15 protein-coding genes are annotated in these 22,796 nt (G+C 57.2%); all 15 read right to left on the bottom strand.

Translation table 11 applies throughout. From position 1 onward, the window contains the following. Positions 1-4 precede the first annotated feature (4 nt). The 15 genes from C816_RS21555 to C816_RS03740 all read right to left on the bottom strand — a co-directional run bounded on the left by C816_RS21555 (position 5) and on the right by C816_RS03740 (position 22,737). Positions 5-478, bottom strand: coding sequence for a sigma factor (locus C816_RS21555; protein ID WP_016321096.1), 474 nt, complete (start codon positions 476-478; stop codon positions 5-7). Between the two features lie 26 nt (positions 479-504). After that, the gene (locus C816_RS03805; RefSeq protein ID WP_016321095.1) at positions 505-942 is read right to left on the bottom strand and encodes a zinc-finger-containing protein; all 438 of its coding nucleotides are present in this window, start codon (positions 940-942) and stop codon (positions 505-507) included. 375 nt (positions 943-1,317) lie between these two features. Beyond that, positions 1,318-1,857: a hypothetical protein gene (locus C816_RS03800; protein ID WP_016321094.1), complete on the bottom strand. Its 540-nt coding sequence runs from the start codon at positions 1,855-1,857 to the stop codon at positions 1,318-1,320. Positions 1,858-1,956: 99 nt separating this feature from the next. Continuing rightward, positions 1,957-2,286 (bottom strand): type II toxin-antitoxin system RelE/ParE family toxin, encoded by a 330-nt coding sequence (locus tag C816_RS03795; protein WP_016321093.1) that lies wholly within the window; start codon positions 2,284-2,286, stop codon positions 1,957-1,959. Then, positions 2,283-2,588 carry a type II toxin-antitoxin system RelB/DinJ family antitoxin gene (locus tag C816_RS03790; RefSeq protein WP_016321092.1) on the bottom strand — a complete coding sequence of 102 codons (306 nt, stop codon included), beginning with the start codon at positions 2,586-2,588 and terminating at the stop codon, positions 2,283-2,285. Before C816_RS03790 ends, C816_RS03795 begins: the two co-directional genes overlap by 4 nt. Positions 2,589-2,755: 167 nt before the next feature. Continuing rightward, positions 2,756-4,162 carry a S1 RNA-binding domain-containing protein gene (locus tag C816_RS03785; RefSeq protein WP_016321091.1) on the bottom strand — a complete coding sequence of 469 codons (1,407 nt, stop codon included), beginning with the start codon at positions 4,160-4,162 and terminating at the stop codon, positions 2,756-2,758. 44 nt (positions 4,163-4,206) lie between these two features. Beyond that, entirely contained in the window at positions 4,207-6,138 is a 1,932-nt protein-coding gene (locus C816_RS03780) for a VirD4-like conjugal transfer protein, CD1115 family (RefSeq protein ID WP_016321090.1), read from the bottom strand. Beyond that, positions 6,135-7,226, bottom strand: a complete 1,092-nt coding sequence (locus tag C816_RS03775; RefSeq protein ID WP_242832105.1) for a hypothetical protein — start codon at positions 7,224-7,226, stop codon at positions 6,135-6,137. The genes C816_RS03780 and C816_RS03775 overlap by 4 nt, the downstream gene beginning before the upstream one ends. Before the next feature lie 77 nt (positions 7,227-7,303). Further along, the gene (locus tag C816_RS03770; protein ID WP_016321088.1) at positions 7,304-7,498 is read right to left on the bottom strand and encodes a hypothetical protein; all 195 of its coding nucleotides are present in this window, start codon (positions 7,496-7,498) and stop codon (positions 7,304-7,306) included. Continuing rightward, positions 7,482-8,162 carry a DUF6100 family protein gene (locus C816_RS03765; protein ID WP_016321087.1) on the bottom strand — a complete coding sequence of 227 codons (681 nt, stop codon included), beginning with the start codon at positions 8,160-8,162 and terminating at the stop codon, positions 7,482-7,484. The genes C816_RS03770 and C816_RS03765 overlap by 17 nt, the downstream gene beginning before the upstream one ends. Next, the gene (locus tag C816_RS03760) at positions 8,149-8,691 is read right to left on the bottom strand and encodes a DUF5697 family protein (protein WP_016321086.1); all 543 of its coding nucleotides are present in this window, start codon (positions 8,689-8,691) and stop codon (positions 8,149-8,151) included. Before C816_RS03760 ends, C816_RS03765 begins: the two co-directional genes overlap by 14 nt. Positions 8,692-8,742: 51 nt before the next feature. Next, positions 8,743-11,328, bottom strand: coding sequence for a VirB4 family type IV secretion system protein (locus C816_RS03755; RefSeq protein WP_016321085.1), 2,586 nt, complete (start codon positions 11,326-11,328; stop codon positions 8,743-8,745). A 314-nt stretch (positions 11,329-11,642) separates the two neighbouring features. Then, on the bottom strand, positions 11,643-13,151 hold the full coding sequence (locus C816_RS03750) for a C40 family peptidase (protein WP_016321084.1): 1,509 nt from the start codon (positions 13,149-13,151) through the stop codon (positions 11,643-11,645). Positions 13,152-13,213: 62 nt separating this feature from the next. Beyond that, a complete protein-coding gene (locus tag C816_RS21550) occupies positions 13,214-15,610 on the bottom strand; it encodes a hypothetical protein (protein WP_016321083.1) in 2,397 nt (798 codons plus the stop codon). 71 nt (positions 15,611-15,681) lie between these two features. Next, positions 15,682-22,737, bottom strand: a complete 7,056-nt coding sequence (locus C816_RS03740) for an MSCRAMM family protein (protein ID WP_016321082.1) — start codon at positions 22,735-22,737, stop codon at positions 15,682-15,684. Positions 22,738-22,796: the final 59 nt, after the last annotated feature.

The raw sequence follows: 22,796 nt of genomic DNA, 5'->3' as shown, positions 1-22,796 counted from the left end.
TTTCTTACATTTTATCACTGGCGCTGACACCAATCTCCTTACTGGAGTATCCGTCAATGCGCATCCGGATGGCCCGGATGCCTTTCGCCGTGGTGCCGGTGGCTGTAGCTTCAGCCCGGTCCAGCAGCCCCATCAGTTCCCGACAGGCATCCCGCTCCTCCAGACTGTCGTCCACTACGCCGCAGGGCAATTCCGCCGGGTCTGTGGCCTGTTCCCGGCCGCGGCGTGTGGCGTACTCCATCTGTGTGTAGATCTCATTGCGGATCAGGCAGTAGGCATAGGTTGAGAATGCGCCCTTGTGTCCGGGCTGGTCGGTCTGGGCCGCCTTGCACAGGCCAATGCACCCGATCTGGAAGAGATCATCATAGGTATAGATGCAACCCTTGTCCAATGTGTGAACGCAGTCCCCTATTACCTTGCCCACAAGCCCCATATTTTCTTCTACTTTTACTCGCTGTTCTTTTGTAAGCGGCAGCATACCATTCACCTCCCGATATTTTAAGTTCACGCCGCCCCAGTGCGCTGGGCCAGCAGTTTCCTGCTCTCTCGGATCACAACCCGGCAGTAATACTCGCCCAGATGCCCGATGTGGGCGTGAGACATGGGCGCCTGCGTCGTGTAAGACAGCCATTGGTATGCCTCCCGCCTGGTCATCAGGCCGGACTTATGGAGCTGGTCGAACTGCTGGTGGGCCTCATACCGCAGCCGTCTCAACCCCGGAGGGGCCAGCGTACCCATCGGCTCCAAAGTTCCCGGGTGGGCCATAACGAAAGAGTCGCACGCGGGATAGCCGGAGCAGACATACACCTTAGCACCCGGTCGGTAGGTCCTGCAGATTCCCTCCGCACTGCGCAGGACTGCCGGACAGCCGCAGTGGCACCGCACCTGTCCAGATGTACCTCGCGGGTTCCATACCTTTCCCCGATTTGATTTTCGTTTCATGCTCAAAACCTCCAAATAAAACAGAAAGAGCCGGAAGACTGCCGAAAAAAGACAATGCAAAGCCAAGCGCTGGGATAGTGGGGTCGCACCCAGCCATTGACTCTGCACTGTATTTCAGCAGCCTTCCGGCTACAATTTTATGAGACAAGACCTGCGTCGTGTGGATCCGGCTATACAGCAGATCCGTAACGATTCCCTGCTAAGTTCCGGCAGGTCTGACGCCAGGTTATCCCGGCGTATCGAGAGCCTGAACGCAGTGTCTTGCTATGGATAAATATTACCATAAACATTTTGAAAAGTCAACCAAATTCCCAAAAATACACGGTTTATTCACAAGTTTTGTGTCAAAGTGAGTATGGGAGCGCGAAGTCAGTATTACGGCTCGTCGTCTTCATACTCCCACTCGTCATAGGCGTATTCCTGGCGCTTCTTTGTGATATGGAGCGTGGCGATTACTCCGGCCACGACGGCCAGGCCGACCAGAAAGATGACTGCTGGAATCGGAAGGCCGCCTTGCTTCCCCTCTTTCTGGGGGCTGACTGGAGCCTCCGGCACGGGGTCGGATACAGCGGGCGGAGGCGGGTCGGTCTGCTCGGGTTCCGGGTCAGGGATCGGGGCGGTGGAGTGAATGCAGCTCAAGGTATAGGTCGTGCTGCCGCCCAGGTCCATGGTCAAAACGCCATACTCGTCTACCACAACCGGAACAGGAAAGATACCGGCGTCGGTGCGCAGCTCAAACTCCACCCCGGCCCAGCGCGTTCCCAACTGCAGGACCAGTTGGTCGGGCTGCTGCACAATTTTCGGCTCAGTGCCGTCGGTATCCGCATAGGCGGCAGGGGTTAAAACGGCGGTCAGCACCATGACGGTTATGAGCATGGGAAACAGCCGGTTTTTTCGCTTTTTTGATCTATTCATCGGTTTATCGCTCCTTTGCAATGGATAGCAAAAGGGCGGAGCCGTTTTACCAGCTCCGCCCGTTCAAAGATAACATGGATCCTATCAATTTGCTCGAATTTATACTGTTTCATGATCGGCAAGGACGGTCTCTATGTCCCTCCCCCCGTAAAGTACGCGGGTGATGTTCACGATTTTGCGGTCGTGATCCGGCGTATAGAACACACAGTAATGGTCTACCGGCATAACCCGCCAGCCCCGGCTATACCACGGCTCCTTTTCATACCGGCGATACCGCTCCGGCATCCGGTCGAGGGCGCAAACGTTTTCCTCCAGTCTGGCAAGCTGCGCCGCAGCGTTTTGGACCGATTGCAGCTCGTAGGCGATATACTCAAAGATACCGCGCAAGTCCTGTTCTGCCTGAGCCGCGATCTCGACTGAATATGTCATATACCGTAGTCCTTTCGGATTTCGTCAAAAACCCTGTTTGCCGGTCTTGTCCTGCCCGCCAGAACATCTTGGTATCCCTTTTCCAATTCCTGGTCAAGTTCCTGTGCAGTCAGCTTGCCCATATCCACTACCCTTGCCTGCGGCAGCTTCATTTCAAAGGGGATGCCACGCTGCAAAATGATTTGCTTATAGAACATATTGATCGCGTTAGAGACCGGGATACCCAGCGCAGCTAAAATGCTTTCCGCCTGTTCCTTTACTTCCGGCTCAATGCGGGCGTAGAGGTTTGCTGTCTTTGCCATGTGAGACACTCCTTCCTGTAGATGGCAAACTGTTTCCCTCATATTATACCACTATGTCCGCACAATAGCAATACATTTTCAGAAGCATGTGGTCTGGGTTGACTTTCCATGCTGCTGCACCGTACATGAGTCCAAGCTGAAAGATTGAAATCAGGACCTTCTGACATTCAGCGCACGGTGGACATATGGGTGATGACGCCCCAGATACGGTTGCTCTCGTAATTGATGCCCAGGATGCGCACTGAGACACGGCAGCCGCAGGGCGGCCGGCCCCGCTTGGGATAGGTACACAGGCAGTCGATGCCGCCGTCCAGGGAGACAAATACTCCGGTAGTATCCACCATACTGACTGTACCCACATACAGGCTGCCCACCGCATACTTCTTCAGCGCTTTCTCATAGGGGTTCTCACCTGCCTGCTTGACAGATGCAGACACCCGGAGTCTGCTGCGGTCGGACCGGTCTACCTCCAGCACCCTTACCAGCACGCGCTGTCCAGACTGGTAGTGGGCGGTGGCGTCCACCCACCGCTGGTAGGACAGTTCCCGCAGGGGGATGTAGCACTCCGCGCCGAACAGGTCCACGAAGATACCCGCCCGGATTACAGAGACCACCCGGGCCTCGGCGCAGATGCCCGCATAAATCTGATAGTTGCCGTCCCGGTCGGTGCGGAAGTAATACTCCTTCCGTTTCATGGCCATGGCCTCCAGACGACTGGCCGCCACGATGCCGCTCTCCTGGTCGATGCCCTTGATGATGTAGTCCACCTCGGCGCCCAGCCGTTTGTTAAGCAGGTAGTGCAGGACATCGCCCTTGGGCTGCCCACGGTAGTCCTCCGGTTCCTCCACCGCCTCCAGTACCGGGATAATGACCTTGTAGTCGCCGTGGTAGGTGACGGCGTAAGACATCTCCGGGTTGTCCGCCAGCCGCTCCACGCCCTGGATGGTGCCGGTCAGGATCTTCTTGCCCTTCAGGGACTCCACCAGGTCCAGCAGGTCGCTGCGCAGCTTGTCCGTATCCGTCTCAACCGTGCGCTCAGCGTCAATGGAAACCACGCGCTGGCCGCGCCGGCCAGGCATTCTGAGCCGGCTTTTGGGCTGCCCGGAGTCAGTCTGGGAGGCGGCAGGTCCAGACTCGCCCGCAGCCTCATCATCTGGCACTTCAGAGCCAGTCTGGGAACCGGCCTTTTCGTCCGCCCGGCCTTCAGCGCCTTCCAATAATTCCAGGTCAGTCTGGGGAAATTCCGGGGCTCCGCCGGGCTCCAACGTCCCATCTCCGGCAGGTTCCAAGCCAGTATGGGGAACAGCGGGCGGCTCGCCCAGGCCAGGCGGTTCTGCGCCGGGTTCCAGGTCAGTCTGGGGCGGCTGTCCGCCTCCCGGCTCCTGATTCATCTCAGTCTGGGGAGCGTTGGGGTCCAGCGGTGCGCCCTCCGCCAGCTCCAGGTCGGACGGGGTCGGAGCGCCAGGCTCACCGCCCGGTGTCAGGCCGGTACCGTCGGCGCCAGCGGTCTGATCCACAGTCTCATTGCCGAGCAGAGGATCCTGATCTTCCAATTCCTTTTTCGTACGTGCCATGATTTGTTTCCTCCTTGTAGTTGATAAAAATAATACGTGGTTGCCTAAAAATCAGACGGCGGCTTCGCACTCTCGTAGAGGGTCGGCCTCCGCCTGGCACGCTTGGGTGTTTCTGCCGGCACCGCCGCAGGGGCGGACGCCGGTTCCGCAGGCGGTGCATGTTCTTCTGGAGCTGGGGCAGGTATAGCCTCCGGCACTTCAGGGGCAGGCTTTGGGTCCACAGCGGAGGTGCGTTGGAGTAGTGGATAGTCTCGTATACTGGTTTTGACACACTCTTTGGCATAGGGGTGGCCAGTGTAGTCAAACTTCCTCGCCCGCAGGATTTTCTGGCCACGGATGATGATCAGCAGTTGATCATTGGGCAGCCGCAGCACCTCGTCGGGCGTAAGCAGCCTGCGGCGGCCAAGCCCCTGCGTATAACGGTACTGGGGGATGACTTGGGCAATGGCGATGCTCTGCCGGGTCGTCATGGTGGAGTTGACCTCCACCGTCATATCGCCGCTCCGGGCACTGAAATACTCCGCTGTCACATCATCTGTGCAGCCCAGCATCAGCTGCGTGTCCGCATTGCCCACCAGCTCTGCCCAGAGGTTGTTGGGGTAGCGGTTCTGGATCTGGGGCAGGTTTTGGCAGCACATCAAAACTTGGAGGGCTCTGGAGCGGATAGTACTCAGACGCCGGGAGAAGTCCGGGATAACGCCGATGTTGTTCATCTCGTCCAAGACGATATTCACTGGTACCGGGCACCGCTGCTCCGGTGTGCTGTCGGCGTAGCGGACCAGCTTGATGAACAGGAACGCGAAGAAAAGGGACGACAGAAATTCCAATGAGGAGTTCTGGTCGTCCAAAATGATGTAATATGCGCATTTGGTCTGCCCAGGGAGAGCGAGGTCGATGCCGGACTGGCGGGTGATGCTTCGGACAGCCTCGCTTTGGAGTACCTGCAGCCGGGTGCCAAGGCCCAGAACCACACCGGCCCGCACCGTATCGCTGGCCTGGCTGAACAGACTGTATGGCGCCCGGGCCGGATGGTCCAGAGGCAGCCGGTCGAAGAGTGCAGTGAGTTGCTTTTCTGTGTTCTGAGTGAGCATTTGGTAGACGGCGGGCAGGTTGCGTTCCTCTGGGCGACGTGTGGAGTCCAGATCCACATAGAGGATCAAACTTTTCAGCAGGTTGGCCTCGCCGTTGTCCCAGAAATGGTCCCCCTTGCCGTCCCCTTTTGTGTTGGCGATAATGACATCTGTCAGTACCTGGGCCATCAGAGTATCGCCACCCAGGTCGAACATACAGTTCCAGGAGTCGCTCAGTTCGGGCTGGAGCAGGTTGTAGACCCGGACGGTATAGCCGTGTTTTCGGAACAACTCCACTGTGTCGGAGTAAATTTCCGACTTTGGATCTGTGACCACTACCGACTCCCCGCGCCGGATACTCTGGAACAGCGCCGGTCGTATTACGCCTCTGGACTTCATGGTGCCGCTGGCGCCGAATACTGCGATGTGCTTATTGAGCCTGGTATCCTCAGGCAGACAAATCACACTGCCACGGTCGCTCTGTCCCAGTATGATTCCCCGGGCCTTTTGCGGGCTGGCCACTTCCAGAACTGCGCGCAGTTCCGTCTCGCCCATCCAGCCGGCGGTGCCGTAAGTTCCGCGCTGGCTGCGGGCAAAGTTGCGGTCATCAAAATCGCGGCTTCCAAACCGGTCATAGAGCCGGACCAAAACATAAACGCTGCCGCCTATGAGGGCTACCAGCCCCGTGTACTTCAGTCCGGATATGGTAAGAGCCCGACGCCAGCAGGAAAGCGGCCCAAACCGGATGTCTCCAATCTGGGCCTGCCCCTGCATACCTCCTTTAGCCAGCCAAACCTGATACTCAGTGAGCATCTGGCACACCAGTCCGCCCAAATAGAGCAGCGCGGCCAAACCCAGTATGACAGCGATGATGATACCAATGGTGCGGGTACGATTATTGTTCAAGGCGGCACCTCCTTGTGTGGATCACTGTCCTCTGGGTCAGTCAGACCCAGGGCATCCTCCAATGCGTCCATCGTCACTTCGCGCAGACCTGCACGGCCACCCAGATAATCTCGGACAAATACCGTCTGCCAGGGAAAACACAGTACCTCACAGGGCGTTTCGCTGTGCTCCAAAGCCTGCCGCAGCCGCAGGAGCCGTGCCAGATCCCCATCCAGGTGGGAAAGGATGAATATCCCATCCCGCTGGGCGTCGTGTTCTATGATGCCAGGACTGGCGGCACGCCATTCTGAAGGAAATACCGCTGAGAGCAACTGTTCGTTCCAGTCTGGGAGTGTCAGGATCCTCAGCAGCCGGATGCCCTGCCAGTTCAGCGGAATGAAATGAATGTGGGGGTAGATACGGTCAAAGCGAAGCTCCATACGGCGGCTCTTATCCGACTCCTCCATCGTGCGCAGCGCAATGTCTATGCACTCACCCAAGAGCAGCGCATGGTCTGCCTGGGGTATGCCGGCATTCATCCGAGCCAGCTCCGCAAGGTGCTGCGCGGTCTTGAACTCACCCATGCCGCTCCATTTCATGACGGCGCTGCGGGTGTTGTAGACAGCCCAGCAGGTCTCATGAGCAAACAGGGCCCCCGTCAGCCGGGTAAAGATGGTCTTATTCATCTCTGTGCTGTCCAGATGCTTGAGTGATTTGGCGATGTAAAGTGCAGGAGCGGGGGGGACGACTTGGGCGATGCGCTGCTTTTGCAGGACTGGCAGGGCATAGGGCCGGAACTCGATCCCAGCCCCCATACACATTGCCAACGTCTCGGCGACCCGATGATTTCGCTGCACATGTCCAGTACTGCTGGAAAAGCGGTGTCCGCCGGATAAGGCCAGATACTGTTCCAGTGCCGCCGGATGGAGTGTGTTCAGGAGTGGGAGCGCGGTTTTGTGGAAACGAATGGTACGCCTGTCCCGTTTACCGCTGACGGACAGCATCTTACAGCTGCCCAGGTCCGCCCCAGACTCATTTCGGAATTGCTGGGTATGCTCCAGCCGGTATACCAGAGCCTCCAAAGAGCGAACACTTCCCAAAAGCCGCATAGAGCGTGTTGGAAATTCACCAGCAGCAGATAACAGAAGCAGGAGGCGATACGCATGACTGCCCGGGCGGAGTGTAATCATTCCTGTGCCTCCATCTCACTCAACTTTGCGGCATCTCTCCTCCTCTCTTTGCCGCAATCCGGCCCCTCGTCACGCCGCCGGCCCCTTGGTTTTTCAGGGATTTTCCGGTGCTTGAACTGTAAGTGATTGGACGGCGGCAAATTCCGGCCTTTCATACTTATCTTTTTTCCTCCATTACGCCCGGTTTTCATAGAGCGTTACCTCCTTCAGCCTGTCGTGAAATGCGGCATAGATCCAAGTGGGAAATTGTTCTCTGGGGACAACATAAACCTCCGTGCTGTCCGCTGAGCCAGCGGCACTGCAATAGAAGTGGGCGCACTGCGCAGGCGCGTCATCGGGCAGCAGATAGAGTGTGATGATATCCGTCACCATGTTCTGTTCAATGTTGTCGTGGTCACGCCAAGCCCGCTCTGGCCGGGCGCTGTCATAGACATGGCGGTAGATCAGCACACAGTCAGAATAGCTGGCGGGCACCTTGCCTTTGAAGAACCGGTTCATAGCCGGATAGAGGGCCTGCTGGATATAGACCGGGGAACCACTCCCCTTCTTGGGGAGAAGCGCTGGGATCCGCAGGCAAAACCAGCCCAATTCGGTGTAGCCCATTTCAATGGGGATGGCCTGTTCCATCAAAGCATCCACCGCTTCCTGCGCCTTGGGCCGTCCCGTATAGGCGGGGAGCGCCCGCGCCAGCAGAACGGCCTGCTCCAGGATCGCTTCAAAACGAAACGCCGCCTCATAGGCGGCGTTCAGGTTGCTCTGCTCCGAAAAGAGTCTTGTCTGTGTCAAAGCGTCAGAGGCCCGTTTGAACTGCACTTCCGTTTTTGACAGAACGCGGCCAAAATCAGTCTGAGCCATTCTGTGCGCCTCCTTCCTCTGTGTAAAATTTGACGGTGGGGACCTCCTGGCCGTTGTAGTCCACTGTGGCGAACAGGCAGGGGACATTCGGCAGCACCAGTTCCTGGGCCATAGAGATTCTGGGCAGGACAAAGATATAGCGCAGGTCCTCCTGGGGCTGGAGCAGCCGGGCCAGGTGCTGCTCCCCATCGTAGAGCACCACGATCTCATAGCCCATATTCTCCTTGAGGAAGAAAATCTGGGAGGGATAAGTGGCTGGATAGTGGGCCATAGGCTCCACATGGTCGATAAACTGCAGCAGCACCCACACCGACAGGATGATACGCTGCTCCGGCTGGCACATGGGGTCAACACCCAGATAGTAGCCGCCGGAAATGTCATGGAGCATCACTTCCCGCTTGAGGCCGCGGATAATCTTCTCAGCGGTCTGCGGCGGCTTATCCTTCAGCAGTCGGACCACCTGCGTCTTGGTAAGCGCCCCGTACTGAGTCAGCCAGTGTATGATATACTGTTCTTCCTGCAATAGCATAGATTCACCTCGTTTCATGCGTATAATTGGGGTAAATACGTTTTTTGGAGCTTATGCGTTTTCTTCGTCCGCCTCGCCAGCCGGGATGCCGCTCCGTTCGGCCAGGTCCGCGACTGCTTTCATTTCGGTCAGCATGGCCTCCAGTTCGGCCCGGTCGGTGGTGATCATCTGCTGTTCCTCCTTGGATGCCTTGATGATAACCGGTACCTTATTGCTGTTGCTGGAGATCAGCGCCTCGCCGCGCTCGAACTGGGTAATACTGCGGATTTCTGTGCGGGTGAGCTTCAAGACATCCTTGACATACTCAGCCTCGTCTGGTTCCAGGTTGAGGATGATCTTGGTCTTGCTGTTGTTGAGAATAGCCCGTCCATAGCGTCCGTCCTCCAGGCCAAAAAAATCGGACAGGTCCTGAGTAGCAGCCAGAGCTCCGCCGCCGTATCCGCGGATGATTTTGAAAATCTCCAGGCAGAACTCAGCCGCCTGCTTGTTGGCAGCGCCGCCGATCAGCTTCCAAATCTCATCAATGAACACCATCTTTCGCTTGGTACGGTCGGCCTTTACCTGGTCCCAAACATAATCCAGCGCAATCATCATGCCTACCGGGAGCAGCTTGCCCTTCAGTTCTGAGATGTCCAGTACAATGTACTTGTTGCTCAGGTCCACGTTGGTCTGCCGGTTGAAACTCTGGGCGCTGCCAGTGACAAACCGGCTGACGATGGTAGCCAGCCGGGTGGTAAGAGGATTTTCCTTCAAGTTCTCATAGAGGTCGCCCAGGATGGGCATGGGTTTCATCACTGTCCGGCTGGCATCGGTGTAGAGCGAGGTGTTGTCGTGGGTGATGCCAAACTGGGTATAGGTCTTAATCAGCGCCTCGTCCAGCATTTGCTCCTCCTCGTTGTTCATGTCGGGAATCAGCAAAGAGAAGAAAATCATCAGCTGCTGTACCTTTCTGGCCAGCATGGAGTCTATGTCACTGTAGTCCAGTTCATCAATCAGCTCCATCTCTGGGGTGATGGTGGGGCGGATCTCCATGACATTGATACAGGCGGTGGATCCAGGTGCCAGCTTGATGTAGGAACCGCCTGCCTTATGGCACGCCCGCTTGAACTCGTGCCCCTTCAAAGGCGCCAGGATAAAGCATTGGATGCCCCGCATCCTCATACGAAGCGCCATAACCTGCATGGTATAGGTTTTGCCTGCTCCTGACGTTCCGCAGATGGTGAAGTTGGCGTTCTTGTTGACCTTTGTATTAAACGGGTCAACAATGCACAGAGAGTTGTTGTGCCGGTTGAGGCCCAGCAGGATGCCGTTGTCGTCGGACAGCTCGAAGCTGGTAAACATATAGGTGGACGCCGCTCCGCTGGTGAGTACATTGCGCTTGGATTTCCGCTCCAGGCTGGAATCTATGTAGAGAAACGGCATCGTAGAGCGCAGAGCAGCTTCCTGCTGGAACATACAGTCCGATACTTGGATGTCCATGGACTTCATCAGGTCGGTCATCTGCTGCTTGCGCCACTGCAGCTCCTCATAGCCGGCGGCGGACACGGTGATGAACACTGACATGTAGAACAGGTCCTCGTTCCGGCTGGACAGACCTTGTTTGATGTAGTAGCCAGCTTGGATGGATCCCGCCAGCTCCTCGTAATCGGTAGAGGTATCCTGTAATTCCCGCAGTTTGGTGCGGTTGAGCCGGATACGCTGGGCAACCCGGTCAATGGTCTTGCCCCGAATCTCCCGGCGCAGGTGCAGGTCCACATCCACACCCTCACCGGCGTTGATCAAAGCCGACATCCAACCGCCTCGGACTGTCTGAGGGAACCCGTTCTTCCGAACATACAGGTAGGTATAGTAGATGCCGTCCATGACCAGGTAGCCGGGATGGGTCAGGTCAAGGCCCCGTGGTGCAATGAAATTGGAGGCCCGGATATGGGGGACGGGATCGATACCCACCACACGCTTCCTGGCGGCCATGGCGTCCACCACCACCCGGTTAAGCCGATTTTGGAACGGGTCATCCACACAGGAGCGGCGGTTGAAGTACATATACAGCACCTCAGCTGTGAACGCGTCTTCGTCCTTGGGTTGCACGATGCTGTTGCCACACTGGGCAAAATAGGTACGGGCGTTCTGGGTCACCACCTGGAGGGCGGAATAAATCTCGCCATAGTCGGGATCCATCTGCCGCCGCCCGTTGGGGGCCTCGTACTGGAAGATCAGAAAGAACCGGCGGGACAGCGCCTCGCGGCTGCCCTCTTCCCGGATGAACTGGATGGTGCCTTCTCCCAGGCGGCGGCAGGCCTCCACCGTTTCCTGTTCCAGATCCGCCTGGAGGCCTGCTACATACTGGTCGGAGTCCGCCTTCCGGGTCACGGATTTGAATTGCAGTCGCATGGGGGATATTTTCAGCCAGCTGGCGAAGGTGGAGATGATCCCCCACTGCTCCTCGTCGGAACGGAGCAGGAAGTTGATGGGCTCAATCTCCAGGATCTTGATAAACCGGCCATCAGTGGTTTCGACGATGCCGTTTTTGAGCTCTTTGATCGGAATGAAGTCCTGAACGAACTCCAGCTTTTCTTTTGGCGGGGGGCTTGCCCGTCCTCTTTTTCGGGGGGCTGCCTTTGTGCGTGTTCGTGTCATAGTGGTATCCAATCCTCCTATAGTGAAGCTGCCGCCGGCGCACCAGAAACATGACCATGTGGGAGACGTACTGGAGCAGCGAGTCGCCGCCCAGGCCCATCAGGGCAAAGACGCCCAGCGGCAGCAGGGTTATGGTCATGACCACCACCTTGGCCGTCACTGGCAGGTGGAGCCACATCAGCTCCGGGTATCCCACCAAGGCCAGCAGGATGCTGGCCTCTACCGTGTTGCGGGTCTCCAGCATCCCGCCCATCAGCTTGCCGGAGTCAGTGTAGTTGGGCGGTATCGTGTAGATATTGCTGTATTCTCTGTCGTCAGCCATCGTTGACTCCTTGTTCTATGGGAGCAGGCGTGAAGTCTGCCTCCAGGTCGATATCCTTCCTGCGGCGGAACTGGGTCACATAGGTCGGCGAGTTGAGCGCCACACCGCCCGCACTGCTGGAGCAGTGGACCCACATCTGCTTGCCATCGGCGCTGCGGCCAGCGTAGAGCAATACATGATTGACCGGCACTGTTCCCGGCGCTGCCATAAAGCCAATGTCGCCGGGCAGCAGTTCCGCTTCGGTAATGGCGTAGGTAGTATCCCACTGGCTCCAGGAGCCATCTAGCAGGCTGATGCCCAGAGCCGTTTTATAGACCCAGTCCGTGAATCCGGAGCAGTCAAGCCCGTAGGGCCGTATGGTGCCGGTGCTGCTGGAACCCGCTGAGGTCACCAGCCGGGGCGTGTTCCACGCCTCGTTCCAGCCTGGTGCGCTCTTGCCGCCCCAGAAATACGGGACACGGCCCACCAGGGACAGGGCCGCCCGCATCAATTCCTTCCGGGTGCCGCTGCATGTGAGACTGTTCAGGTAGGCATTCAGCTCAGCATCGGTGATCGGCGGCACTGTGCCGCTGGTCAGGGACCCGTACATGGTCATCTTCAAGGCGTTGGACATGTTGGTGATGGCCTCGCCGTATGTCAGATTGAACTGGTCATACTGGGCGGAGGTGTCGATGCCAAACGCGGTCAAGATCACAGATTGGTCAAATGGGTGGATGGTGCAGACCACATACTGGACCGTAACCGTCTCGGGTGCTCCCAGTTCCTCACCTTCTTGGACTTCCGGCACCACCGTTTTTGTGGTTTCTTTCACTTCATAGGTAACTGCGAACATTTGCCCGGCAACAGCATCCAGCTTGGCCTTCATGTCCGCCTTGGTGGTACCGCGTTGCTGCATGGAGGCTGAGTAGGCCGCCAGGGTATAGCAGGTATCGTAGTCGGCAGAGATCAGCCCGTTGTTGATCAGCGCCTCCATGGACAGCTCACGGTCGTACCCACCCTGGGCGATGATCTGTTCCACTTGTGCCAGAGCCATATCATAGCCGTTCTGAATGCAGTCGGAAACCACGCCGGATACATCGTCAAAACTGGCAGTTATACTTGTGGGGGCATTGATGTCAACGGTAGAGGGGTCAGTGTGAAAGAGATTGTTGACAACTATGGAGGGCAGCGATACGATGCCCACAATGATAAAGAGCAGGAACAGACAGATAAAGATCAGCACCTTAAACAAGGTGTGCCGCAAGGACCAGGCCGCCGACAAAATTGCACCCCAGGGACCGCCTGCGGCTGTACCCGCCGCAATCTCGGCGGCTGCCTTCCCGCCTGTGACTCCTGCTTTGGTTACCGCAGCAGCGGCATTGGCGGTCGCCTCCCCGGCGGCAGCGGATCCTGCGGATTTTGCCGAGGCCGCACCCGCTTTTTTGGCGGCCTCCGCCGCCTTCTGTGCGCCTTTCAGATAATCGTCCTGGCCATCGCCAAAGCGCTGCTGTTCATCAGACATGGAACCACCTCCTATGGAATATGGGACGGCCCGCACACCGGTCAGATTGTGCGGGCCATCGGTCAGGTTTTGCGTTTTGGCGGTTTATGGTCGCTGACCGGCCGCCGCTTGGGGGTAGGCGCAAACTGTGTGGGCGTGGAAGCGTAGCGTACGGACTCCACATTGACAGTCCGCAGAATATCTCCGTCATAGACAGGCTTGCCGTCCTGATAGACGGGTTTGCGCTCCACAGACGCAACGCCAGGGATCGCATACCACTGCCCGCCGCCGCTGTCCTCATAGACATGGTAGTCGCCCCTGGGCGGCTGGTATCTGGTGCGGTCATAGAACGCGGTCCCAGACCCATCCGCGTGGCGCACCTCCAGCACACCGTCACAGGTGCGGGAACTGTCCACGGTTGTGACCTCCTGGGTAAAGCCGGGCATAAACTGCCCAAAGAGCGCTTGGTTATATGCGGCAGCACTGCCGGGACCAGCCGGCACATCCGCAGAGAATCCGTAAGTGCCTGTGCCGGATGGAGCGTGTCCCAATGTGCCAGCACCGCCGCCTGCTTCAGGCTGCGGTACTGGGGCTGCTCTAACGCCAAGCGGAGCAGAAGTGTTCACCCCGGCACCAGACGGGGGCGGCACACCTTCCCCGCCGTCAAGCGAGGACGCTGCACCCGGCCCAACGCCAGGCTGAGGCGCAGCACCCGCTCCGGCATCAAATTGCGGTGCGGGACCAGTACCAGAGTCAAACTGTGGCGGTGCAGCATGGGGCGTCATGGCGTACCAGCTCAGGCCGTCGGAACCTTGGATAACCTCATGGGGCGCATCCGGCTCCTGATAGAAGGCGCTGCTGTACCACAAGGCATTGCTGCCGTCTGGGTAGCTGGCTTCCATGGTGCCTTCGTCCACCATGCGCAGTACCGTATCCTGGGGGGCGCTGGGGAATGCTTCAGATACCTGGGGCGCTTCGGAGGAGTCGCCGGTGAAGTTGGGGGCGGCGTAAAATGCGTCCCGTCCCTCGCCGGAAGCCACTTGATACCACTGGCTCCCGTCCGCAGCCTGGATCTGCTTATGCGGGCTGTCCGGCCTATCATACTGAGCGGCACTGAACAGCTCCACATTGGCCTGTTTCCCGTCCGGCCCCACAGCCTTGGTGCTGATATGGCCGCCGGTGATCTGCGTATCGGTATACTTCATATTGCCTGCCGCCCCGCTGGCCATCTGCGGCATATAGTTGGGCAGGCTGCGATCCGCGATGTCGCCGGCGATGGTACCGGAGACCTTGGGTGGGCGGCTGGCCACTGAGGATACAGACTCTGCGGTGAGGGTCGCGCCATTGCGTGCGGCCATACCGCCAAAGGCGCGGCCCACAAAGCCCACGCTGCCGCCTGTTCCCATGCGGGAGCCTCCATCAACCACTGCGTCACGGACAAAGCTGTTGGGCTTATACCGGCTGGCAAATCCTGAGAGGATGCCGCCTGTTGCGCCGCCTGCCGCTGTGCTGGCAGCGCCGCCCGCAGCGGCGCCGGTTTTCCCCGCACCGCCGAACATGGACGCCGCACTCCCGCCGCCCTTGGAAAAACCGGTGAGGACCCGGGCTGCCATCATCATCTCAATGCCCATGCTGCTGCCGGTCTGTGCAACGGAAAGGCCCAGTGCGGCCAGGTAGCTGTCACATTTTTGGGCAATCTTCAGCAGCGCCAGCGCACAGAACAGCCAAAGGAAGATACTGCCCTGCCCACTGGTCAGCGCACCGCCGTTGGCGATAAACTGACCCACGGAGGAGTCGAAGGCCCGCAGGAACCAGACGTTAAGAACCAGTAGCAACAACTGGGAGCCCACCATCCGGCACCAGGACTGGAAGACCCGCGAGGTCGCCTTGGACGCGCCCATAGCGTAGGCCAGCGGCGATGTATAGCAGAGGACGCCCACCAGCACATACCGCTCCACCGTTTCCAGCAGGAGCTTGAAGTAGTTCCAGGCCAGGGCGATCATCAGGATAATCAGCAGAATAAGGCCCACAACGGTGGCTACCGATACGATGGTGGTCAGTCCATTGCTCAGTACCTGCTGGATACCGGCAAACGTAAAATTGCTCGGTGCCATGGACGTATCCATCAGAGCAGTGTAGGGTGCGCGGGCAATATTCAGCAGCAGGCTGAAAATGGGCTTGGCGTAAGTGATCAGGATGGCGAAGATCCCGCCCCGGGCCAGAAGATGCAGGGGATTCTCCGCCTCGGTGAGCGGCCCGCCAAAAGCCCGGAACAACTGCCAAGCCACGACCAGGAACAGCAGTGCCCAAGCCATGTACTGGACCACTGTGTAGGCGCTGACGGCAAAGGGGAAATACTCCTCCATCGCCGTCATATCTGTGCCCAGCGCCTCCAGGAAAAGGCCGGAGATGGCGTCCATGATCTGGGTCATGATGCTGGCCACCCAATTTGCTGCGCCTTCAAAAATCCAATCTAACATTGAATATCACCTCATGGTCTGAGGGCGGCAGCTTTACAGCCGCCGCCCCCGAGCGTGCGTGTTTTGGAACATCAATAGCCCGTTCTGGGCAGGGTGGGTGTGGGGCCGCCCCGGTAGACGATGGTTACCCACCGGTCATTGGCCATGATCCACTGGCCCTGCCATGTACCGCCTACATCGGTCTTGTTGGCAAACCGGTACTCGTGGGTGACGCTGGAGAGCACATTGCAATAGATATACGGGGTCTGCATCTGCTTGAAGCCCGCAGGTACCCGGCCGAAAAGGAACATCACCTCAGTGACATACTCGTTGCTGGCCAGCCCAAGTGCGGCAGGCGAGGCATCCAAGGTATAGCTGCGCTGGGTGTCCAGGTTGTCTGCCAGTGTGCGATATTCCCCGTTGACGTTGGTGCGGAAAACGGCCTTATACGTGAGCTTGGCCGACCAGGTGCCGGTGATGATCTTGTCCAGCCGAACCGCATCTGTGGGCAGTGTGTCGCGCCAGAAGAAGTTATCCAGGGGCACCGTGGAGTTGTTGCCAATCTCCTTGAACGTGTACCGAATGGACTGGCCGGGAACCACTTGGGTATAGCCGCTCTTTCTCACGGACACATGGGTGTAGACGCTCTTGTTCAAGACCTCTATCTGCACGATTTGGCCTTCATGCTCCAGGTAGACGGTAACAGTCTCGCTGGCAGGGCTGTAATAGGCGGGGCTGGTGACCTCTTTCAGGGTATAGCGGCCCAAGGGAAGCTGTTTGGATACCGCCAATCCCCGACTGTCGCTCTTGATGGTGTCCACCAGCCGATTTGCTTTATCGTAAATCTCGAAAACAGCACCCTCCAGAGGAGTGCCGGCGGGGAAGCCGTTGATGGCGTTATCATCTGCGGACTTCTTCCAGACCTGGATCTGGCCGGTGATGGCGGTATTCTTCCAAGTGATGGTGGTACAGCCGCCATATTCCACATAGACGGTTTTGGGCTGAGTATCCAGAATGTAGCCCTCCGCACACTCGATCTCCCGGATGGTATACCTGCCGTCCGCCAGTTCCTTGTCGATGTAGACATACCCCTCATTATCGCTCTCGTATGTGCCTACGGGGTTGCCTTTTGCATCGGAGAGAAGGAACTTTACTCCATAAATTCCCTTGCCAGTCACACTGTCGATCTTGTGGATCAGGGCGCTGCCACTCTGCCGGTTGGTGATCTCCAGGGTGGCGGTGCCACCGTCCTTCACCTCGATTTGGTAGGGCGTATCATCTAATTTATAACCCTTGGCGGCTTTGAGTTCCACCACCTGATACCATCCCTTCTCGGCCTGGGGCAGACTGATGACGCCCCTGGCATCAGTGGTGTAGGTACCGATGATCTCCCCGTTCAGCTTACGGACTTCAAACTCAACGCCCTTGATACGCGCTCCAGTCTCCTCGTCCTTCTTGATGATGGTAAGACCCCCGACCTTGGTGTTATATACCGTAATGGTCTGTGTGTCAGCGGCGTTGACGCGCACGGTCTGTGTCTTAGTGCCCTCGTCCATCACATAACCGGGCAAGGGCTTGGTTTCTGTGATGACCAGCGTACCCACCACACCGGAAATGCGGATCTCCCCGTTAGCATCGGTTTTGTATAGGCCCTTGCTGGACAGATGGCCGTAGTCATCGTCCAAATAGCTGCCATCCGAATAGGTGATTTGGAACTCCACCCCTGCCAGTGGCTCATTCGTCTGCTTGTCCAACTTTCGGATCACGATGGTTCCCTGCTTTTCATTGAAGAAGCGCAGGGTCTGTGCGTCCCCGACCTCAATCTTAATGGATTTGGGTGTGGTGTCGAGAACGAACCCCTCCAATGTCCTGATCTCCTTGGCAATAATGGTAATGCCAGGCTCCAAGCCCTCAATCACAATGCGGCCATTTTCATCGGTCACAAACTCGCCATTGGAACTGCCTACCACCTGGCCGTTGGATTCCGTGACCAGGAAGGTTACGCCTTTCAGCGGAGTGGTGGTCCCAGTGATGTACTTCTCAATAACAAGGCGGGTCTTAGGATCGTTTTCAAAGACCAGATCATTGCTGCCGCCAACACCGGTTCCGTCATTGTTGCCGCCGACCGTTCCAGCACCGCCAGTGCTCAGCGTATTGCTGCCGTTCTTAATGATGATGGTTTGGGGCGTAGTATTAAGGACATAGCCACTGGGAACCTTGCTTTCAGACACGACTACGGTGCTGCCGGGAACGAGTCCGGATACAGTCACAGTGCCATCCGTTCCTGTGGTATAACGGCCCAGAATATTTCCGTTCCCGTCCTTCACGGTAAATTCCGTATTGGGGACTGGCTTTCCGGTCACAGAATCCAGTTTTTTCAGCGTCAAACTGCACAGAGGCTCATTGAGAAACACGAGGGTCTGTGTGTCTTCCGGATTAACGGTGACAGTCTGGGTCTGGGTGCTCTGATCGATGACATAGCCAGGAGCTGCCTTTACCTCCTTTACGACGATGGTGCCGGTCACGCCGGAGATACGGATTTCTCCTTTATCATTCGTAGTGTAGAGGCCATTGCTGCTCAGGTGGCCATTGTCATTATCTACAAAACCACCATTGGCGTAGGTGAGCTGGAACTGTGCCCCGGCGATCAAAGCACCGGATACGCTGTTCTTTTTCTGGATGACCAAAGTACCGGCGCGCTTGTTCCAAAACGTAAGCTGCTGTACCTGGCCGGCTTTTATGAGAATGTCCTGAGGGGTTCCGTCAAGAACATAGCCCTCTACGGTCTTGATTTCTCTGGCAATCACGGTGGTGCCGGGCTCGATGCCGTCCAGAACGATCTCGCCGGCGTGGTCAGTATAATAGACCCCGTCATCCGGTCCAACCGCCGCACCGCTCCCATCAACTACTTTGAAGGCTACACCGCTCAGAGGTTCGTTTGCGGTCCCCTCGATGAATTTGCGGATGATCAGGGTAGTGGCGGGCTCGTTGTCAAAGGTCAGGCTGTTGGCAACGCCAGTCCGGACAACGATGTTTTTCGGGGTCTCGTCCTTGATATAGCCAGTGGGGGCCTTGCTTTCAGACACCACAATGGTGGCGTTAGGCGCCAACCCGGAGACGGTCACAGTCCCGTCGGTCCCGGTGATATACCGGCCATTGTTGGGCCCGATGGCCCTGCCCTCACTGTCCCGAACGGTGAACTCCGCGCCCTTCAAAGGCTTCTTCGTCACAGCATCCCGTTTGAGGATGGTCAACGTGCAGAGGGGGTCATTATAGAAGCGGAGGGTCTGGGTATCACCCGCATTGACCACGACCGTCTGCGGCATGGGGTCTGCCTGGTAATTGTCCGGGGCCCTGACCTCGGTTACGACCAGCGTTCCAGGCTTTACCTTGGAGAGGACGATCTGGCCATTAACATCTGTGGTATAGAGGCCGTTGCTGCTGATCAGGCCCTCGTTGTCCGGCAGCAGCTCACCATTTGAATAGATGATCTTGAACTGTGCGCCAGCCAAGGGCAGTTTTGTCACACTGTCATATTTTTCCACAATCAGACCGCCCTTGGGGGTGTTGGTCACGATGACGGTCTGTGTGTCACCATTGGGGCCAATCACGACATTTGTGCTGGGATTGTCAATGACATAGCCTGCCGGGGCTTGGATTTCTGTCAATATCAGCGCACCGGGGGCGAGATTGGATATCCTGATCTCACCATTGGAATCTGTTGTGAAGATCCCATTTGAGGTGAGCGTGGCGGTGCCGATCACGCCGTCCAGACCGACCTCGCAGCCCGCCGCCGTTGTCACGCGGAACTGTGCGCCCGGGAGCGGCTGACCGCTGATACTGTCCCGTTTCTGGATAATTAGGGAGCCGCGGGGCTGATTTTTGAAGGTCAAAGTGACTGTCCGTCCCTCTTTGATCTGGATGGTTTGGCTCTGTGTATCGAGGATGAACCCGTCCGGTGCCCGAACCTCCGTCACGACGACGCTTTTTCCAGGCTTGAGGCCGGAGATCCGTACCTCTCCATTTTCATCGCTCCGGTAGATGCCGTTTCCATCGCCAATCAGAGTCCCATCGGCATACATGACCTTGAACTCCGCGTCCTGAAGGGGAATACTGGGATTGACAGAGCAGACCTTCCGGATTAGGAGGTTCCCATCAGGGGCATTGTCAAAGCGGACCGTGACGACACTCTGTTCGCCGCTGTCCGCCAGATACACCGTTTCGGAAGAATTGATGATGCTGTACCCGTCTGCCGGATCAACCTCCTCCACGACATATGTGCCGCTTTTTAGGCCTGTCCAGATGCAGGTACCATTTTTCCCTGTCACCTTCTGCCCAATCACCGTGCCGCCAGTGCCAGAGGTTCCGCCCAGATACCGCAGTTGGAAGGTACAGCCAGGCAATGCCTCATGGGTCACGCTATCGTACTTTTCAACGATAATCGCATTCAGCGGTTCATTTTGGAATGTGACGGTCTTGCTCTCGTTGCCGTGGATGATGACCGTCTGTGTAATAGGTTCCTTCATCTGGAATCCGGGGGCGGGCGCCACTTCCGTGATAGTGAACTCACCGGGGTAGAGTTTTTTGCCCTTCTCATGGAGCTTGATCTCACCGTTGGCATCTGTAAACAGATAGCCATAATCCGCAGAGGCAGGGGCCTCCGCAGCCTCACCAGTGGACGTATAGGTCACATGGAATTTTGCACCCTCAATCGGTGCGCCAGCAACGGAATCCTCCTTAAAAATGGTGATTTCCGGGCTTTTCCGGTTCCTGAAGACCAGCTCCTTCGCATCGCCGGGATTGAGGCTGATCGTCTGCACACGGTCAGCATCCTTATCCGGCAGATACCAAGGAGCGGGTACGGAGATCTCCGTGACACGATATGTCCCAGGCGCGACGTACTTGGTTACCTTGCCGTCAGCTCCGGTGGTCCAATCGTCCTGATAGTCGCCGTTGATCGCCTCCACCCGCAGCACAGTGCCAGGAATCGGCTTTTGTGTGTCGGCATCGATCTTCGAAAGGGTCAGCTCAGGCTTCTTCAGGTTCTCGAAGATGATTTCCTTCTCGTCACCGCCGTTTAAGCTGATGGTCTGGGTGGGATTATCGCTGATCACATAAGGCTCCGGGACAGATTTCTCTGTCACGCGATAGCTGCCGGGGGCAACTCGCAGTTCCACAGAGCCGTTGGCTTCTGTGGTCACCTCATGGCGGTAATCCCCATCAATCGCCTCCAAGAGGAAGACGGTGCCGGGGATAGGCTTGCCTGTACCCTTCTCAATTTTGCTGATCTTGAGCAACGGCTGCTTTTGATTGTCAAAAATCAGCTCCTTATTGTCGCCAGCCTCCAGCCAAATGGTCTGGGTAGGTTCCTCGCTGACAACGTAAGGGTCGGGAACGGATTTTTCGGTCACTTCATAGCTGTCCACAGGGATATTGGTGAGAACGGCCCTGCCATCCGGCCCAGTGGTCACATCATTGTGGTAGCCGTAGTGGATGCCCTTGATTTCAAAGTGGGTATTGGGAATTACGTCGCCGGTCTTGGCGTCCCGCTTCAAAACGGTCAGGCTCGGGAGCTTCTTGTCGGAGGCCGTGACGGTGACAGTGCCGCCGCCGTTGATGGTGGCCTGGTCCACATGGGCGATGACTGGATCAGTGAGCGCGGCGTAGGGCGATGGGGCGCTCACCTCCACAAAGGCGTACATACCCTCAGTCACATCGGTGACGGTAATGGAGCCATCCGCTTTCGTGGCCTCAGTGCCGATGATCTGGCCATCCTTGATGATGTTGAATACAGCGCCAGGGAGGGGGTTGTCACTGTCGTCCAGCTTAATGAGCTTGACCTTCACCTTGGCGTCATTCTCAAAGACCAAGGCGACATCGGTCTTGCCATCCCACACAAAAGTCTGCTTTGTCTTGCTGACGTCAGGACTCTTGGTATAACCCTCCGGGGGAGTGACCTCCTCCGCAGTAAAGCTGCCAATGGGCATATCCTTCCAAGGCACATCAGTAAGATAGCCGCCCACGCCGGTGACATAGGTGCCGGTGAAGTCATTGTCTACGCCGGTGATTTTGATGACTGCACCGGCAAGCCCTTTGGTTGGGTCGTCCGCATCCACTTTGCGGATACTGCCCTCGCCTGTGATGACCGGCGTATCAGTGAAGATAACCGTTACAGTCTTATCGCTGCCGCTGGGCAAAACCACATACTGTGGCCCAGCATTGTCGATCTCATAGTCGGCCGGCGGTTCCAATTCAGTCACGGCATAGGTACCAGCTTCCAAATTGGACAAAGTATAGGTGCCATCCTGGCCTGTCACAATCTCTTTAGAGTAAGCGCCATTTTCAGATGCAACCAAGAATCGGGCACCGGGCAGTCCTTTATTGGGGTTAGTGGAGTCAACCTTTCTGACTGTGAGACCGTATCTTTCCCGGATGACACTCAATTCGCCCACCATAACGGCCTGAACATCGTTGGAGGGGTGATAACTGGAGCCAGGGCCGGTATATGCGTACTCATAGACTTCACACTCGCCCCACACACCTTCAGCGCCCAAATCCAAGATGTACTTGACCCGGTCGCGGAAAGATATGCCGTCTATCAGGTCATCAATGCTGGTGTAGTTCGTGTGTTCCAGATTGTTGTAGACGCACATCAGCTCCTCTGCACAGGCGGTGACAGGGTCTGCCAGCAGACCGGCCTTGTACCGCCAAACAATGGCCTGTGTCCAGGCGTTCATTGTCCAGGTGTAGTTGCTGTTCCAAACGGCGTTTTCACCTAGGGCAATCGCCCGGTCGGTAAAGACACCGGTGGAATGTGCGTAGAAGTAGGCCATCATCGTCTTGACCGTGGGATCGGAGATGGGCTTTGGATTACCCCATGTGTGGCCTTTCAGCGACCAGCCCATGCCCTTGCCCTTCTCGGCACAGAAGCCCATCGTACTCTTTCCGTTGAGACCAAAGTGCATCTGGTGCATATAGCACTCGCCCAGGGCCGGGGAATCATACTTGACACCATTGTAGGCGCAGTCGTCCATCTTGATCGTGTCCGGAGTAGCGGCCATGGCTGTCGTAGGCAGAAGCCCAAGCAGACAGACCAGCACCAGCAGAGCCGCGATCAGGCGGTTATGCGGTTTATGGATATATTTCATGTTTTGTCATTCTCCTTCTCGGCATAGAAAAAGACCTCTCAGCGTAGCTGAAAGGTCTT

Origin of the sequence: Oscillibacter sp. 1-3 (assembly GCF_000403435.2) — a bacterium.
In the GTDB taxonomy this organism is placed as follows: Bacteria; Bacillota; Clostridia; order Oscillospirales; family Oscillospiraceae; genus Oscillibacter.
The sequence above is the reverse complement of the archived record's forward strand: the minus strand, read 5'-3'. Positions and strand labels throughout refer to the sequence as shown.

Excerpts from the sequence above, each read along its gene's own strand:
- C816_RS21555 (WP_016321096.1), bottom strand. The coding sequence starts at position 478 with ATGCTGCCGCTTACAAAAGAACAGCGAGTAAAAGTAGAAGAAAATATG.
- C816_RS03805 (WP_016321095.1), bottom strand. The coding sequence starts at position 942 with ATGAAACGAAAATCAAATCGGGGAAAGGTATGGAACCCGCGAGGTACA.
- C816_RS03800 (WP_016321094.1), bottom strand. The coding sequence starts at position 1,857 with ATGAATAGATCAAAAAAGCGAAAAAACCGGCTGTTTCCCATGCTCATA.
- C816_RS03795 (WP_016321093.1), bottom strand. The coding sequence starts at position 2,286 with ATGACATATTCAGTCGAGATCGCGGCTCAGGCAGAACAGGACTTGCGC.
- C816_RS03790 (WP_016321092.1), bottom strand. The coding sequence starts at position 2,588 with ATGGCAAAGACAGCAAACCTCTACGCCCGCATTGAGCCGGAAGTAAAG.
- C816_RS03785 (WP_016321091.1), bottom strand. The coding sequence starts at position 4,162 with ATGGCACGTACGAAAAAGGAATTGGAAGATCAGGATCCTCTGCTCGGC.
- C816_RS03775 (WP_242832105.1), bottom strand. The coding sequence starts at position 7,226 with ATGCGGCTTTTGGGAAGTGTTCGCTCTTTGGAGGCTCTGGTATACCGG.
- C816_RS03770 (WP_016321088.1), bottom strand. The coding sequence starts at position 7,498 with ATGAAAACCGGGCGTAATGGAGGAAAAAAGATAAGTATGAAAGGCCGG.
- C816_RS03765 (WP_016321087.1), bottom strand. The coding sequence starts at position 8,162 with ATGGCTCAGACTGATTTTGGCCGCGTTCTGTCAAAAACGGAAGTGCAG.
- C816_RS03760 (WP_016321086.1), bottom strand. The coding sequence starts at position 8,691 with ATGCTATTGCAGGAAGAACAGTATATCATACACTGGCTGACTCAGTAC.
- C816_RS03755 (WP_016321085.1), bottom strand. The coding sequence starts at position 11,328 with ATGACACGAACACGCACAAAGGCAGCCCCCCGAAAAAGAGGACGGGCA.
- C816_RS03750 (WP_016321084.1), bottom strand. The coding sequence starts at position 13,151 with ATGTCTGATGAACAGCAGCGCTTTGGCGATGGCCAGGACGATTATCTG.
- C816_RS21550 (WP_016321083.1), bottom strand. The coding sequence starts at position 15,610 with ATGTTAGATTGGATTTTTGAAGGCGCAGCAAATTGGGTGGCCAGCATC.
- C816_RS03740 (WP_016321082.1), bottom strand. The coding sequence starts at position 22,737 with ATGAAATATATCCATAAACCGCATAACCGCCTGATCGCGGCTCTGCTG.